The 14648-nt window shown below is 62.1% G+C and carries 13 protein-coding genes; 8 read left to right on the top strand and 5 right to left on the bottom strand.

Annotated elements, in window-relative coordinates; genetic code table 11:
- The first annotated feature begins 3 nt into the window (after window positions 1–3).
- From AB4Z53_RS05575 to AB4Z53_RS05555, 5 genes are all read left to right on the top strand, one after another.
- On the top strand, window positions 4–1293 hold the full coding sequence (locus AB4Z53_RS05575; protein ID WP_113539896.1) for an AAA family ATPase: 1290 nt from the start codon (window positions 4–6) through the stop codon (window positions 1291–1293).
- Between the two features lie 21 nt (window positions 1294–1314).
- The gene (locus AB4Z53_RS05570; protein WP_113539897.1) at window positions 1315–2784 is read left to right on the top strand and encodes a CpaF family protein; all 1470 of its coding nucleotides are present in this window, start codon (window positions 1315–1317) and stop codon (window positions 2782–2784) included.
- 8 nt (window positions 2785–2792) lie between these two features.
- Window positions 2793–3803, top strand: coding sequence for a type II secretion system F family protein (locus AB4Z53_RS05565; RefSeq protein WP_441595159.1), 1011 nt, complete (start codon window positions 2793–2795; stop codon window positions 3801–3803).
- Window positions 3804–3812: 9 nt separating this feature from the next.
- Window positions 3813–4796, top strand: a complete 984-nt coding sequence (locus AB4Z53_RS05560) for a type II secretion system F family protein (RefSeq protein ID WP_113539899.1) — start codon at window positions 3813–3815, stop codon at window positions 4794–4796.
- Between the two features lie 220 nt (window positions 4797–5016).
- Entirely contained in the window at window positions 5017–5949 is a 933-nt protein-coding gene (locus AB4Z53_RS05555) for a ribose-phosphate pyrophosphokinase (RefSeq protein WP_441595156.1), read from the top strand.
- Between the two features lie 26 nt (window positions 5950–5975).
- Here AB4Z53_RS05555 and AB4Z53_RS05550 read toward each other — a convergent pair whose 3' ends face one another.
- Window positions 5976–6800 (bottom strand): tetratricopeptide repeat protein, encoded by an 825-nt coding sequence (locus AB4Z53_RS05550; RefSeq protein ID WP_223726015.1) that lies wholly within the window; start codon window positions 6798–6800, stop codon window positions 5976–5978.
- Between the two features lie 131 nt (window positions 6801–6931).
- Between AB4Z53_RS05550 and AB4Z53_RS05545 the strand changes: the two genes are divergently transcribed.
- The 3 genes from AB4Z53_RS05545 (at window position 6932) to AB4Z53_RS05535 (ending at window position 9617) form a co-directional block, all read left to right on the top strand.
- Window positions 6932–8323 carry a leucyl aminopeptidase family protein gene (locus AB4Z53_RS05545; RefSeq protein WP_223726016.1) on the top strand — a complete coding sequence of 464 codons (1392 nt, stop codon included), beginning with the start codon at window positions 6932–6934 and terminating at the stop codon, window positions 8321–8323.
- Window positions 8324–8405: 82 nt separating this feature from the next.
- A complete protein-coding gene (locus tag AB4Z53_RS05540) occupies window positions 8406–8756 on the top strand; it encodes a MarR family transcriptional regulator (protein WP_275022093.1) in 351 nt (116 codons plus the stop codon).
- Window positions 8757–8762: 6 nt separating this feature from the next.
- Window positions 8763–9617 (top strand): C40 family peptidase, encoded by an 855-nt coding sequence (locus AB4Z53_RS05535; protein WP_291150075.1) that lies wholly within the window; start codon window positions 8763–8765, stop codon window positions 9615–9617.
- A 54-nt stretch (window positions 9618–9671) separates the two neighbouring features.
- On the opposite strand, the gene AB4Z53_RS05530 is transcribed toward AB4Z53_RS05535, so the two are convergent.
- The 4 genes from AB4Z53_RS05530 to AB4Z53_RS05515 are packed head-to-tail and all read right to left on the bottom strand — an operon-like array spanning window position 9672 to window position 14508.
- On the bottom strand, window positions 9672–10631 hold the full coding sequence (locus AB4Z53_RS05530; RefSeq protein WP_441595153.1) for a 2-hydroxyacid dehydrogenase: 960 nt from the start codon (window positions 10629–10631) through the stop codon (window positions 9672–9674).
- 9 nt (window positions 10632–10640) lie between these two features.
- Entirely contained in the window at window positions 10641–12269 is a 1629-nt protein-coding gene (locus tag AB4Z53_RS05525) for an ABC transporter ATP-binding protein (protein ID WP_291150080.1), read from the bottom strand.
- 8 nt (window positions 12270–12277) lie between these two features.
- Window positions 12278–13423, bottom strand: a complete 1146-nt coding sequence (locus AB4Z53_RS05520; protein WP_441595151.1) for an ABC transporter permease — start codon at window positions 13421–13423, stop codon at window positions 12278–12280.
- Entirely contained in the window at window positions 13423–14508 is a 1086-nt protein-coding gene (locus tag AB4Z53_RS05515) for a microcin C ABC transporter permease YejB (protein ID WP_223726021.1), read from the bottom strand. Before AB4Z53_RS05515 ends, AB4Z53_RS05520 begins: the two co-directional genes overlap by 1 nt.
- Window positions 14509–14648: the final 140 nt, after the last annotated feature.

Genomic DNA, 14648 nt, shown 5'->3' with positions numbered 1-14648 from the left:
GATATGAGCACGATCGATTACAGGATCGAGACCGGTGTCGAGGGGGACGATCCCTCCTTCGACCAGGTGCGTACGGGCGACCTGGAGCAGGTGCGCCCACTGCCGCGGATATCGATCCACGCCTTTTGCGAAACCAATGCGATGCAGCGGCTGATGGAGCGTTGCGGGCAGGACCGGCGCATGGCCAAGGTCAGCCTGCGGATCAACAGCGGCAGCATCGACGCGGCTGCAAACATGTTCGCGACCGTATCCACCCCCAATCTCATAATCCTTGAGACATCGACCGAACCGCGATCGCTTCTGAGCGAGCTGGCGCCGCTTGCAGCGGTCTGCGACCCGAGCACCAAGGTGATCCTCGTCGGTAAATACAACGACATCGGGCTCTATCGCGAACTCATCCGCAACGGCATTTCCGAATACATGGTCGCGCCAGTGGCCATGCCGGACATCCTGACCGCCGTTTCGGCGATCTTCGTCGATCCGGACGCCGAACCCCTTGGCCGAAGCATCGCCTTCATCGGTGCCAAGGGCGGCTGCGGTTCGTCCGTGATCGCGCACAACTGCGCCTGGGGCATTTCCAGCCTCTTCTCGACCGAGACCATTCTCGCCGATCTCGATCTGCCCTACGGCACGGCCAATATCGATTTCGACCAGGATCCGCCGCAGGGCATTGCCGAAGCTGTATTCGCGCCGGAACGCCTGGACGAAGTGTTCCTCGACCGGTTGCTAACCAAATGCTCCGATCACCTGTCGCTTCTGGCCGCCCCTTCCATGCTGGACCGGGCCTATGATTTCGAAACCGGTGCGTTCCACCCGATCCTGGAAATACTGCAGCGCAGTGCGCCCGTTTCCGTCCTTGACGTCCCGCATGTGTGGACGGACTGGACCCGCGCCGTGCTCGGCGAAGCCGACGAACTGGTGATCACGGCAACCCCTGATCTCGCCAGCCTGCGCAATACCAAGAACCTGCTCGACGCAATGAAGAAACTGCGTCCAAACGACAAACCGCCCCATCTGGTGCTGAACCAGGTCGGGATGCCGAAGCGGCCGGAGATTACGGCGAGCGAGTTCTGCGAATCGCTGGAAACCGAAGCGGTCGCGATTATTCCCTTTGACGCGGCCCTGTTCGGCAATGCGTCGAACAGCGGGCGGATGATCGCGGAGATCGACAAGAAGGCGCCGGCGGCCGAAACGTTTTCGCAGCTCGCACATCTTCTGACCGGTCGGGTGACGATGAAAAAGGCCCGGCGCGGCGGACTTGGCAAGGTGCTCGCCGCACTCGGCAGGAAGTAGACAGGACGTAGGATCACGCAGATGTTTGGCAAACGCGGAAACGAAGGATTCGGCAAGAGCGGCACCCCGGGTTCCGCCGTTCCTCCGCCCGTTGTGGCTGCGCAACCGGTGGCGATCGAACGGCCCGCCGTGCCTGTTCTGGGCGAGCCGACATCCGCGATCCCCAAGGTTCAGCCCGCCGTCGCTCCGCCGACCCGGCGCCGCACGGCGCGAACGGAAGACTACTACGATACGAAATCGCAGGTATTTTCCGCGCTGATCGACACGATCGACCTGTCGCAGCTGGCCAAGCTCGATACCGAGAGCGCCCGCGAAGAAATCCGCGATATCGTCAACGACATCATCACGATCAAGAACTTCGCGATGTCGATCTCCGAGCAGGAGGAACTGCTCGACGATATCTGCAACGACGTGCTGGGTTACGGCCCGCTCGAGCCGCTGCTTGCGCGCGACGACATCGCCGACATCATGGTCAATGGCGCCGGTCAGACCTTCATCGAAGTCGGCGGCAAGGTCCAGGAATCCGAGATCCGCTTCCGCGATAACGCCCAGCTCCTGTCGATCTGCCAGCGCATCGTCGGCCAGGTCGGCCGCCGCGTCGACGAATCGAGCCCGATCTGCGACGCCCGCCTGCCGGACGGATCACGCGTCAACGTCATCGCCCCGCCGCTTGCCATCGACGGAACCGCACTGACCATCCGCAAATTCAAGAAGGACAAGCTCACGCTGGAGCAGCTCGTCCGCTTCGGCTCGGTAACGCCGGAAGGCGCCGTCCTCTTGCAGATCATCGGTCGCGTTCGCTGCAACATCGTCATTTCGGGCGGCACCGGCTCGGGCAAGACGACATTGCTCAATTGCCTGACGCGCTACATCGACACCGACGAGCGGGTCATCACCTGTGAGGATACGGCGGAATTGCAGTTGCAACAGCCGCATGTCGTGCGTCTGGAAACGCGCCCACCGAACATCGAAGGCGAGGGTGAGATCACGATGCGCGATCTTATCAAGAACTGCCTGCGTATGCGGCCGGAACGCATCATCGTCGGCGAAGTGCGTGGCCCCGAGGTCTTCGATCTGCTTCAGGCGATGAACACCGGTCATGACGGCTCGATGGGAACGATCCACGCCAACACGCCGCGCGAATGCCTGAGCCGCATGGAATCGATGATCGCGCTGGGCGGTTATAGTCTGCCGGCCAAGACCGTGCGCGAGATCATTGCCGGATCGGTTGACGTGATCATCCAGGCGTCGCGCCTGCGCGACGGCTCCCGCCGCATCACCCACATTACCGAGGTGGTGGGTATGGAAGGCGACGTGATCATCACGCAGGACCTGATGCGCTACGAGATTGATGGCGAGGACGCCAACGGCCGCATCATTGGCCGCCACACCTCGACCGGCATCGGTCGCCCGCATTTCTGGGATCGCGCCCGTTATTTCAACGAGGACAAACGCCTGGCCTCCACCCTTGACGCCATGGACAAGAACTAGGAGCTGCGATGTTCGGCATAGACATCACCGTTCTGGCGTTGGCCGCTCTTGTCGCCATATCGGCGGCGGCGCTGGCCTACGTCCTATTGTTCTCGCGTATCGAAAGCGAAAAGAAAGCGGAAGGCCGCGTGCGCAAGGTCAGTGCGGCTGAAACGGACCGCGCCAAGGTGAAGGCAGCGCGTGACCGTGTCAGCGAACTGTCGAAGCGGCGCAAATCCGTCCAGGATTCGTTGAAGGAACTCGAGAAGAAGCAGCAGGAGCGCTCGGCCAAGTCTTCCCCTTCGATGAAGGTGCGGCTGACCCAGGCGGATCTTTCGATGTCCGTCGGACGCTTCTATCTGTATAGCGCGCTTTTCGGCGTCGTCGCCTTTCTCGTCGCGCTGATCATGGGAGCTGGGCCCGCCATCGGTGTCGGTATCGCCGTGATCGCTGGCCTTGGCCTGCCTCGCTGGTCTGTGGGCTTCCTGGTCAAACGACGCTGCAAGAAGTTTCTCGAGGAATTCCCGAACGCTCTCGAGATCATGGTCCGCTCGATCAAATCGGGCCTGCCGCTCAATGATGCGCTCCGCCTCATTGCCGCTGACGGCCAGGAGCCGGTCAGGACCGAGTTCCGCCGTGTGGTGGAATCCCAGCAGGTCGGCTTGAGCGTCACCGAGGCCTGCGCCCGCATGATCAACAGCATTCCTTTGCCCGAGGTGAACTTCTTCGCGATCGTGATCGCCATTCAGGCACAGGCGGGCGGCAACCTCTCGGAAGCCCTCAGCAACCTGTCGAAGGTACTGCGCGAACGCAAGAAGATGAGGGCAAAGGTTGGTGCGATGTCCATGGAGGCCAAGGCATCCGCTTGCATTATCGGTGCGCTGCCGTTCATCGTTGCCTTGTTGGTCTACCTGACGTCACCCGCCTACATGACGGTCCTGTTCACCGATCCGCGCGGTCACCTGATTATCGGTCTCGGCCTCTTCTGGATGAGCGTCGGCATCATGGTGATGCGCAACATGATCAACTTCGATATCTGAGGGGCATCGATGAATACGGGCCTGATCAAGACACTGACCGATCCGAACGTCCTCCTTGCGGTTCTGGTCTCACTCGCCGTGCTTGCGACCTTCTATTCTCTCATCGTGCCGTTCTTCGAACGGGGGGATCTTGGAAAGCGAATGAAGTCGGTCGCCAGCGAGCGGGAGCAGATCCGGGCCCGCGAACGCGCACGGCTTGCCGACGTACAGAGCGGCAGAGCAAGCCTGCGTGGCCAGAACAACGCCTCCATCCGCCAGATCGTCGAACGGCTCAACCTGCGCACTGCACTCATGGATGAGAACACCGTCAACCGTTTGAAAATGGCCGGCTTCCGCTCGCAGAACGCCCTCAATACCTTCCTGTTTGCGCGCTTCTGCCTGCCTTTTCTGTTTCTGCTCGTCGCGCTCGTCTACATCTTCGTGCTCGGCAACTTTGCCGAGAAGCCGTTGATGGTGCGTCTCTTTTTCGCGATCGGTTTCGCCTATCTCGGCTTCTATGCGCCCAACATCATCGTCGCCAACGCAGTCTCCAAGCGTCAACACTCGATCCGGCGCGCCTGGCCGGATGCTCTGGACCTGCTGCTGATCTGCGTTGAATCCGGCGTATCGATGGAGCTGGCCATGCGGCGTGTCGCCGACGAAATCGCGGCCCAGTCACAGCCTCTCGCGGAAGAACTGGTACTCACGACGGCAGAACTTTCCTTCCTGCCCGAGCGTCGTGCAGCGCTTGAAAACCTCGGCGTCCGCACCGGCCTGGACGAGGTCAGGTCGGTCGTCCAGGCCCTTATCCAGGCGGATCGCTACGGCACGCCGATCGCCCAGGCCTTGCGCGTTCTTGCGCAGGAAAGCCGCGATCAGCGCATGACAGCGGCCGAGAAGAAGGCCGCGGCATTGCCACCGAAACTGACGGTGCCGATGATCCTCTTCTTCCTGCCCGTTCTGGTCGCCGTTATTCTCGGGCCTGCTGGCATCCAGGTTGCCGACAAGTTCTAAGGCGCCCCGCTTGAAGGTTGGTCGCGGGCGTGGAAAGCTCTGGAGCAAGGGCGCCGGCACTCTTCGGGGCCTTCCAAGGTCCAGGCCCAAGGGCGGACAACCAAAGCGATCGTTTCGCAAGAGCGGGACGCGATTGGTTGTGATTGAGCGCGCAAACGACTAAAGGTGTGGCAAGCTCAAACCTTGCTCCCGAAGGTTCCTTGAAAACAGGATCGCGCTCATGAAGCTGGTGACCGGCAACTCCAACCGCGCCCTTGCCGAAGCCATTGCCAATTACCTGGATCTCCCCCTGGCCGATTGCACGGTCAAGCGCTTCGCCGACCAGGAAATCCACGTTCAACTTCATGAGAACGTCCGCGGCGAGGACGTGTATATCCTCCAGTCAACAAGCACGCCTGCTGACGGCAATCTCATGGAGCTGTTGATTCTGACGGATACGCTGCGCCGCTCATCAGCTCGCCGTATTACCGCCGTCATCCCATATTTCGGCTATGCCCGTCAGGACCGCCGGGCCACTGGCCGCACACCGCTCTCTGCGAAGCTGGTCGCCAACATGATCGCCGGTGCGGGTGTCAATCGGGTCATGACGCTCGATCTGCATACGGATCAGATTCAGGGCTTTTTCGATATTCCGACCGATAATCTTTATGCGGCGCCGGTGATGACCCGCGACATTGAAGGGCGCCACGACGTCCGCAACCTCATGGTCGTTTCGCCTGATGTGGGCGGCGTGGCGCGAGCCCGCGGCATCGCCAAGCGCATTGGGACCGATCTTGCGATCGTCGACAAACGGCGACCCCGCGCCGGCGTGTCGGAAGTGATGAACATTATTGGCGAAGTGTCCGGCAAAAGCTGTCTGCTGATCGACGACATCGTCGATAGCGGCGGGACGCTGATCAACGCGGCTGAGGCGTTGTTGGAGGCGGGCGCCACGGATGTTTCAGCCTATATCACCCACGGCGTTCTTTCCGAAGGTGCCTGCGAACGCATTGGTGCCAGCAGCCTCAAGGAATTGGTCGTGACCGACTCCATTCGCGAAACCGAAGCTCAGCGTCAAACCTCCAACATCAGACGCCTCGCCATCGCGCCATTGATAGGCGAAGCCTTGGCCCGCACGGCTAGAGACCAAAGCGTTTCAAGCCTTTTCAACTGATTGTCCGATGCAGTGCGGCGGCGCGGCTAGTTCGCGGCCTTGGCATTGTCAGCCTTGGCCAGCTGCTTCCAGGCACCCTGCTGAGAAAGCATCGAGCGCAGGTAGGCGACGTTCGCTTCCGCTTGTTCGCTGGAGAGCTCCTGTCGGGCGATCGTCTCGGCCTCCTGGAAACGTCCCTGAAGCCCGACGGCAAGTGCGAGATTCTGGCGCACGCTGCTGTCAGCGCCGGGCTGGCCGGTTGCCGACTTGAGATAGGTTTCCGCTGTGCGAAGGTCCTTGGTCAGAAGGTAGGACATGCCGAGGTTGGAAAGCACGGAAGGTTCGTTCGGCTTGAGTTCGAGCGCTTCGCGGTAGCGCGTGCGCGCCTCCTGCGGACGTCCGAGCTGGTCGAGGATCGCTCCCTCGGCCGATTTCAGCTTCCAGTCCGGACGGTCCGGGGTCTGGGCACGGCTGATCGTCGACAGCGCCTGATCGAGCTGGCCGGCCGCGGCCTGCGCCTTGCCATAGGCGCCGAGCACTTCCCGGTCCGACGGGTTGTTGATCGCGACCTGCTGCATGACGGCGAGGGCCTGCTCGTTGCGCCCGGTCATGCGCAGGAGGTTGGCGTAGTTGAGGCCAGCTTCGCGATCCCTGGGGTTCTTTTCATAGGCTTGGCCGATGCTCTCAGCCGCCGCCGAAAGTTCGGTTGCGGTCATCGACTGCACCGGTTTAGTAAGCCTTGAGATCGAGCCCGTCGTCAGCTCCTTCTTCGGCTGGTTGGCGCAGCCGGCGAGCGAAAGGGCCACCAGCGCAATCGCCGCGCCCTGGAGGAAATGAGTGGCTTTCAAGGGTGAAGTCGTGCGTTTGGCCATGAGTGTCCCCAGCATGCATTCGCGCACCTGAACTTCAGACAACACCGGCGCAACTTTCACTCCAGCAATAATCTGTTAACCCTAACAGAGCGTTAATGGCGCGATTCCATCTCTGTCAGCCGAGGACTTTCATGGCTCCCTATCAGTTCATCGAACGGCCGTCGCCGTTCAACACCAGCGCCGGCAAGACCCTGCCGATTTTCGCCGTCACGCCGGCGCATATCGAGACCGGGACGATCGATCCGATCGCTTTGGACTGGGCGCGCAAGGCTGGATTCACCGCCGATTCCGGCGCGGTTCTGTTGATCCCATCCGCTGACGGCCATCTCGGCGGTGCACTCTTCGGCCTCGGCAGCAACCCGTCGGAGGCGCCCTTCCTTGCCGGCAAGCTCGCGCGGGCGCTGCCGGCGGGCAAGTGGCACATCGAAACTGCGCCGCTCACGGCCAACCGGCTGGCGCTTGGCTATGGCCTCGGCTCCTATCGCTTCGAGCGCTACAAAGCCAGCAAGGGCGAGCCGCCGACGCTGCTGATCCCCGCCGACGCCGATGCCACCGACATCAAGCGGCAGCTTGCAGGCGTGTTCCTGGCGCGTGACCTCATCAACACGCCGACCAACGACATGGGCCCTGAGGCGCTCGAAGCGGCCTTCCGCGCGCTTGCCGCCCACTACAAGGCAGATGTCTCGGTCATATCAGGCGAGGCGCTGCTGACGCAGAACTTTCCGCTGGTTCATACCGTCGGCCGCGCAAGCGCCGAGGCGCCGCGTCTGCTCGAGCTGCGCTGGGGCAAGAAGGGCCACAAGAAGGTAACCCTCGTCGGCAAGGGCGTCTGCTTCGATACCGGCGGTCTCGACATCAAGCCGGCCTCTTCCATGCTGCTGATGAAGAAGGATATGGGCGGTGCCGCCAATGTCCTCGGTCTCGCCCTGATGATCATGGACGCCAAGCTCAAGATCGATCTGCGCGTCATCGTGCCTGTGGTGGAAAACTCGATCTCGGCCAACGCCTTCCGTCCCGGCGACATCTACCGCAGCCGCAAGGGGTTGACGGTTCAGATCGACAACACCGATGCCGAAGGCCGGCTGATCCTCGCCGATGCGCTCGCCTATGCCGACGAAGAGAAGACCGATCTCCTGGTCGACATGGCAACGCTGACCGGTGCCGCCCGCGTCGCGCTCGGCCCGGACCTGCCGCCCTTCTTCACCGACGATGCCGACCTTGCCCGTGATCTTTCGGAAGCAAGCCTCGAAGTCGATGATCCGATGTGGCGCATGCCGCTCCACAACGGCTACGACAAGGATGTCTCGGCGCGGATTGCAGATCTGACCAATGCGCCGGCGGGCGGGATGGCCGGTTCGATCACTGCCGCGCTCTTCCTCAGGCGCTTCGTCACCAACACCAAGAGCTGGGTGCATTTCGACATCTTCGGGTGGGCGCAGTCCGAACGGCCGCATTCGCCGGTTGGCGGCGAGGCACAGGCGATTCGGGCGCTCTACCAACATATCCAGGAGATGGCGAAGTAGCCGGACCGGCTGGCAGAAAGAAACGCTTGCGTAACGATCCGCCGCTATCGTGGCGGATCATCTTCCTGCGCAGGAGCCGCCATTGCCGATCGAGCTTACGCCTTCCCAGGCCCTAGGGCTTTGGCACTCGGTGTCGCTCGCTCAGGTTCGCGTCGACAGCCGCGACCTGACCTTGCGGCAGCTGGCGATCCTCCTGCATATCTATCTCGTGCCGCCGCCTCATACCGTTCGCGGCCTGGCAGCGACCCTCGGCGTCACCAAGCCGGTCATCACGCGGGCGCTCGATACAATGGGCGCGCTTGGCCTCGTCGATCGCGTCCGCGATGACCGTGATCGCCGCAACGTCGTCATCAAAAGGACAGTCGAGGGTGCTCTCTATCTTGAAAAATTTGGTGACCTGATCATTGATCAGGGCCGCAAACAGCCCAAGTGAGTAGATATGTCGACACTGCCCGATCGCCGCCTGAATGCCTACCGACCCGACCTTGCGGAGAACCGCCTTCGCGGTGTCGTGCAAGCCGAACGTTACGTCGAGGGAAGCGTTGCCCGCGTCTCGGTTCCGGTCACGCCGCTTCGGGCGCGGCCTGATCTCGGCTGCGGCACCGACACCGAGCTGCTGCTCGGCGAATCGGTGCGGGTGCTCGACACCAGCGAGAGCTGGTGCTGGGTGAAGGCCGATCTCGACGGCTATGTCGGCTACCTGCCGGAATATTGCCTCGCGCCGGTGGTCAAAAGTCCGACGCATATCGTCTCGGTACCGCGCACTTTCGTCTATACCGGTCACGATCTGCGCTTCCCGACTGTCTATCCGCTTTCGATGGGCAGCCGGTTGACGGTTGTTGATGAGCGCGAAACCCGCGGGACGCGCTACTTCCTGCTCGACGGCGGCCAGGCGGTTATCGCCAATCACTGCATTGAGGTCGGCAGTGTCGTGCCGGAAGACTATGTCTCGGTCGCTGCCCGCTTCGTCGAAACGCCCTATCTCTGGGGTGGACGCTCCGGCTTCGGCATCGATTGCTCCGGCCTCGTGCAATTGTCGATGATGATGGTAGGCAGGCAAGCACCGCGCGATTCCGACATGCAGGCAGCAGGTCTGGGAACGCCGATTGCGCGCGAAGAGCTCAAGCGCGGCGACCTCGTCTTCTGGAAAGGGCACGTCGCGCTGATGGAGGACGACGAAACCTTGATCCACGCCAACGGGCATACGATGACGGTTGCGCGCGAAGGGTTGGAAGCCTCGATCGAGCGGATTGGCTGGCTCTATGAGCAGCCGACGGGCTATCGCCGTCCCTGACCGCCGCGCTTGATAAGGCGTTACGCACCAGCGGCACGCCTCACCTTCACTAGATCAATAGCCGGCTACCTTATCGACCACGTGTTCAAGCGATTGGCCGCTTTCGAAGCGGGCGATCTGCTGCTCGACATGGCGGAACAGCGCCTTGACGTCCGAGGATGCCGCTACGTGCGGCGTCACATAGACGTTTGGCATGGTCCAGAAGCGGCTGTCGCGGGCAAGCGGCTCCTCTTCGAAGACATCGAGCGAGGCGCCGCCGAGCACGCCGCTGTCGAGTGCGATCAGGATATCGGCTTCCACTTGGCTGCCGCCGCGGCCGGCATTGATGAACACAGGTGCCCCGAAGGGACCGTTACGGCTGAGCTTCGCAAACAGGCGCAGATTGAAGATGCCGCGGGTGTCCGGCGTCAGTGGTAATAGGCCGACGAGGAAATCAGTGCGGGCGAGGAAGCTGTCGAGTTCGCTGCCGCCAAAGGTTTCGATGCCCTCGACGGATCTTTTGCTGCGCGACCAGCCGACGACCTTGAAGCCCATGGTGGATAGCTTGCGGGCGGCGTCCTGGCCAAGCACGCCCATGCCCATGATGCCGACAGTGATATCGGCCGCCTCCGGCTGGCTGAGATCTTGCCATTCGCGCTTCGCCGCCAGCGCCTCGTAGGCGCGGTGCTGGCGCAGATGCAGGAGGCATTGCATGACCACCCATTCGCTCATGCGCGTCGTCAGCGTCTGGTCGACGAAGCGCACCAGCGGCACTTCGGGCAGGCCCGRTAGCGTCAGAACGTGATCGACCCCAGCGCCGCCGGAGAAGACCACCTTGAGGTCCGGCGCCCGGTCGAAGAGATCCGGTGCCGATTTCCAGACGACCGCGTAATCGATGCCGGAGAGGTCGCGGTTGTGGTGAACGACGTCGGCGCGGTTGATCACCTCGCGATCGGGAAAGGCGCCGCGAAGGGCCGCCTCCACCTCTTCGGGAATGAACTTCAGATCGACGATGACGGGGCTCTTTGCGGACATTGCGGACACCTACTGGCGGATCGCGGTGAGATTGACGGCTTCGAGATTGAAAGCGGCTGCCATCAGCGCCTTCGTGTAGTCTTCGCTTGGCGCATTGAAGATGCGCTCGGCCGGCCCCTGTTCCACCACCTTGCCCATGCGCATCACGATCATCTCGTTGGCAAGCGCGCGCACGACCTTCAGGTCATGGCTGATGAACAGATAGGCGAGGTCGTGCTTGCTCTGCAGATCGCGCAAGAGATCGACCACCTGTGCCTGCACGCTCATGTCGAGCGCCGAGGTTGGTTCGTCGAGCATGACGAATTGCGGCTTCAGCACCATGGCACGCGCGATGGCGATACGCTGGCGCTGGCCGCCGGAGAACTCGTGCGGGTAGCGCCAGCGGGTCGAAGAATCGAGCCCGACCTCTTCGAGCGCTGCGGCGACACGGGTGTCGCGCTCGCTTTCCGAGAGCGAGCGCTCGTGGATCTTCAGCCCCTCGGCAATGATGTCGGCGACCGACATGCGCGGGCTGAGCGATCCGTAGGGGTCCTGGAAGACGATCTGCATCCGGTTTCGAAGCGGCCGCATCTCGTTGAAGCTATAGCGATCGATATCCTTGCCGACGAAGGCGATGCGCCCCTTGGACGAGATCAGCCGCGTCAGAGCCAGGCCGAGTGTCGTCTTGCCGGAACCGGATTCGCCGACGACGCCGAGCGTCTGGCCGGCGCGAAGCTTAAGGTCAATGCCGTCGACGGCCTTCACGTGATCGACCACCTTGCGCATGAAGCCGGCCTTGATCGGGAACCACACCTTCATGTCGGAGGCTTCCATGACGATCGGCTTCGACGCATCTGATGGCGGCGGGTTGCCCTTCGGTTCGGAGGCGAGCAGATGGCGGGTATAGGCGTGCCGGGGATTAGCGAAGATCTCGGCGGTCGGCCCTGTCTCGACGATCTTGCCCTTGGTCATCACACAGACCCGGTCGGCGATCTTGCGCACGATGCCGAGGTCATGGGTGATGAACAGCATCGACATGCCGTGCTCGTCCTTGAGCGTCTTCAAGAGCTCGAGGATCTGCGCCTGCACGGTCACGTCCAGCGCCGTGGTTGGCTCGTCGGCGATCAGCAGTTCCGGCCGGTTGGCAAGTGCCATGGCGATCATGACGCGCTGGCGCTGGCCGCCTGACAGTTCGTGCGGATAAGCGCTGAGGCGCTTCTCCGGCTCGCGGATGCCGACCTGGTTGAGCAGTTCGAGAATGCGCGTGCGCGCAGCAGCGCCCTCGAGACCCTGGTGCAGTTCGAGGATCTCGCCGATCTGCCGCTCGATCGAATGGAGCGGGTTGAGCGAGGTCATCGGCTCCTGGAAGATCATGGTGATGTCGTTGCCGCGTACATTGCGCAGCTCCGCATCGCCGGCCTTCATCAGGTCCTTGCCGTTGAACAGGATTTCGCCGCTCGGGTGGCTGGCCGAAGGGTAGGGCAGCAGTTTCAGGATCGAGTTCGCGGAGACCGACTTGCCGGATCCGGATTCGCCGACGAGCGCCACCGTCTCCCCGCGCTTGATCTCGAAGGAGATGTGGTCGACGGCGAGCGACGTGTTGCCGCCCTGATGGAAGGCGACGGAGAGATCACGGACGGAGAGGAGGGGTTCTGTCATCGTCGCGCTCACCGGAACGTCTTTCTCGGGTCGAAGGCATCGCGTGTGGCTTCGCCGACGAAGATCAGCAGCGACAGCATCAGCGACATGACGCAGAAGGCCGTCAGACCCAGCCAGGGCGCCTGAAGGTTGGACTTGCCCTGGGCGATCATCTCGCCGAGCGAGGGGGAGCCCGGCGGCATGCCGAAGCCGAGGAAGTCGAGCGAGGTCAGGGTCGTGATCGAACCGGAGAGGATGAAGGGCAGGAAGGTCAGCGTTGCGACCATCGCGTTCGGCAGGAGGTGGCGATACATGATCGTGCCGTTGCCGACACCGAGCGCCCGGGCCGCGTTCACATACTCGAAGTTGCGCGCCCTGAGGAACTCGGCGCGCACCACGCCGACGAAGCCGACCCAGGAAAACAGCAGCATGATGCCGAGCAGGATGAAGAAGCCGGGCGGCAGAATCGCGGCGATGATCAGCAGGATGTAAAGCACCGGCATCGACGACCAGATCTCGATGAAGCGCTGCATCAGCAGATCGGTCCATCCGCCGAAATAGCCCTGGACGGCGCCGGCCGTGACGCCGATCACCGCCGATGCGATGGTGAGCGTCAGGCCGAAAATCACCGAGATGCGGAAGCCGTAGATCATCCGAGCCATGACGTCACGCGCCTGGTCGTCGGTGCCGAGCCAGTTGAGATTGCCGACGATGCAATTGCGGTCGTTGGTCTTCTCCGGATAGGCGGAGCACCGCTCTTCCTTGTCCATCAGCCAGAATGGCTTGGTGGGCGCCGAATGGGGAATGTTGGAGTTGACCGTCTGGTAGGAGTAGCGGACCGGCGGCCAGATCATCCAGCCATTGGCCTCGATCTCGTCGCGAATGAAATCCGATCGGTAGTCGGTTTCAGCCAGGAAACCGCCGAACTTCTCCTCGGGGTAATTGATCACCACCGGGAACAGGATCTCGCCCTTGTAGGATGCGACGATCGGCCTGTCATTGGCGATGAACTCTGCCAGGAGGCTGAGCACGAAAAGCAGGAGGAATATCCAGAGCGACCAGTAGCCACGCCGGTTCGCCTTGAAATTCTGCCAGCGCCGCTGGTTGACCGGGGATAGCCAGCCGCGTGGCGGCATGGCCGCGGGCGCAGTCGGAGAGGTCGTCACGTCAGCCATCAGACATCCCTCCGCTCGAAGTCGATACGCGGATCGACCCAGGTGTAGATGAGGTCCGAGAGCAGGCTGACGAGCAGCCCCATCAGCGAGAAGATGAAGAGCGTCGCGAAGACGATCGGGTAGTCGCGCTTGACCACAGAATCATAGCCGAGGCGGCCGAGGCCATCGAGCGAGAAGATGTACTCGATCAAGAGCGAGCCGGTGAAGAAGGCCGAGATGAAGGCACCGGGAAAGCCGGCGATGATGATGAGCATGGCGTTGCGGAACACGTGGCCGTAGAGCACCTGGCGGTCGTTGAGACCTTTCGCCCGCGCCGTGGTCACATATTGCTTCTTGATCTCGTCGATGAAGGAGTTCTTGGTGAGCAGCGTCGTGGTCGCGAACGCCGAAAGCAGCAGCGTGACCAGCGGCAACGTCATGTGCCAGATATAGTCGAGCGGCTTCTGCCACCAGGGCAATTGCCAGAAATTGTCGGAGACGATGCCGCGCAGCGGGAACCAGTCGAAGAACGATCCACCGGCGAAAATGACGATCAGCAGGATGCCGAACAGGAAGCTCGGCACGGCATAGCCGATGACGATGATGCCGGAGGTCCACACATCGAAGGCCGAGCCGTCGGAAACGGCCTTCTTGATGCCCAGCGGGATGGAGATCGCGTAGGAAAACAAGAGGATCCAGAGGCCGAGCGAGATCGAGACCGGCATCTTCTCCTTGATCAGGTCGATGACCGAAGTGTTGCGGAAGAAGCTCTCACCGAAATCGAAGCGGATATAGTTCCACATCATCATGGCGAAGCGTTCGAGCGGTGGCTTGTCGAAACCGAACTGCTTTTCGAGCTTGGCAATGAACTCCGGATCGAGGCCCTGGGCGCCGCGATAGCGGCCGCCTTCGTCGCCGCCTGACTGCATCAGGTCGCCGCTGCTTCCGCTCAAGCGGTCGGAGCCGCTACCGGCATTCGTGAGGTCCGAGATCACCTGCTCGACCGGGCCGCCCGGCGCGAACTGGACGATGGCAAACGAGATCGCCATGATCCCGAAGATCGTCGGGATCATCAACAGAAGGCGGCGCAGGATATAGGCACCCATCAGGCGAGCCTTTCGATCGACGTGTGGGCGGTGACCCGGACCGGCGAAGCGTCGGCATGCCGTCTATGGTGTCTCAATCCCAGGGTCTCCTTGCGGCGATCAGGCCCGGATCGGGGCTTGTTTCAGTGATTCGTTTTTTT

Origin of the sequence: Ensifer sp. 2TAB8 (assembly GCF_052115125.1) — a bacterium.
GTDB lineage: Bacteria > Pseudomonadota > Alphaproteobacteria > Rhizobiales > Rhizobiaceae > Ensifer.
The sequence above is the reverse complement of the archived record's forward strand: the minus strand, read 5'-3'. Positions and strand labels throughout refer to the sequence as shown.

Excerpts from the sequence above, each read along its gene's own strand:
- AB4Z53_RS05545 (WP_223726016.1), top strand. The coding sequence starts at position 6,932 with ATGGCTCCCTATCAGTTCATCGAACGGCCGTCGCCGTTCAACACCAGC.
- AB4Z53_RS05555 (WP_441595156.1), top strand. The coding sequence starts at position 5,017 with ATGAAGCTGGTGACCGGCAACTCCAACCGCGCCCTTGCCGAAGCCATT.
- AB4Z53_RS05535 (WP_291150075.1), top strand. The coding sequence starts at position 8,763 with ATGTCGACACTGCCCGATCGCCGCCTGAATGCCTACCGACCCGACCTT.
- AB4Z53_RS05560 (WP_113539899.1), top strand. The coding sequence starts at position 3,813 with ATGAATACGGGCCTGATCAAGACACTGACCGATCCGAACGTCCTCCTT.
- AB4Z53_RS05565 (WP_441595159.1), top strand. The coding sequence starts at position 2,793 with ATGTTCGGCATAGACATCACCGTTCTGGCGTTGGCCGCTCTTGTCGCC.
- AB4Z53_RS05520 (WP_441595151.1), bottom strand. The coding sequence starts at position 13,423 with ATGGCTGACGTGACGACCTCTCCGACTGCGCCCGCGGCCATGCCGCCA.
- AB4Z53_RS05515 (WP_223726021.1), bottom strand. The coding sequence starts at position 14,508 with ATGGGTGCCTATATCCTGCGCCGCCTTCTGTTGATGATCCCGACGATC.
- AB4Z53_RS05575 (WP_113539896.1), top strand. The coding sequence starts at position 4 with ATGAGCACGATCGATTACAGGATCGAGACCGGTGTCGAGGGGGACGAT.
- AB4Z53_RS05570 (WP_113539897.1), top strand. The coding sequence starts at position 1,315 with ATGTTTGGCAAACGCGGAAACGAAGGATTCGGCAAGAGCGGCACCCCG.
- AB4Z53_RS05550 (WP_223726015.1), bottom strand. The coding sequence starts at position 6,800 with ATGGCCAAACGCACGACTTCACCCTTGAAAGCCACTCATTTCCTCCAG.
- AB4Z53_RS05525 (WP_291150080.1), bottom strand. The coding sequence starts at position 12,269 with ATGACAGAACCCCTCCTCTCCGTCCGTGATCTCTCCGTCGCCTTCCAT.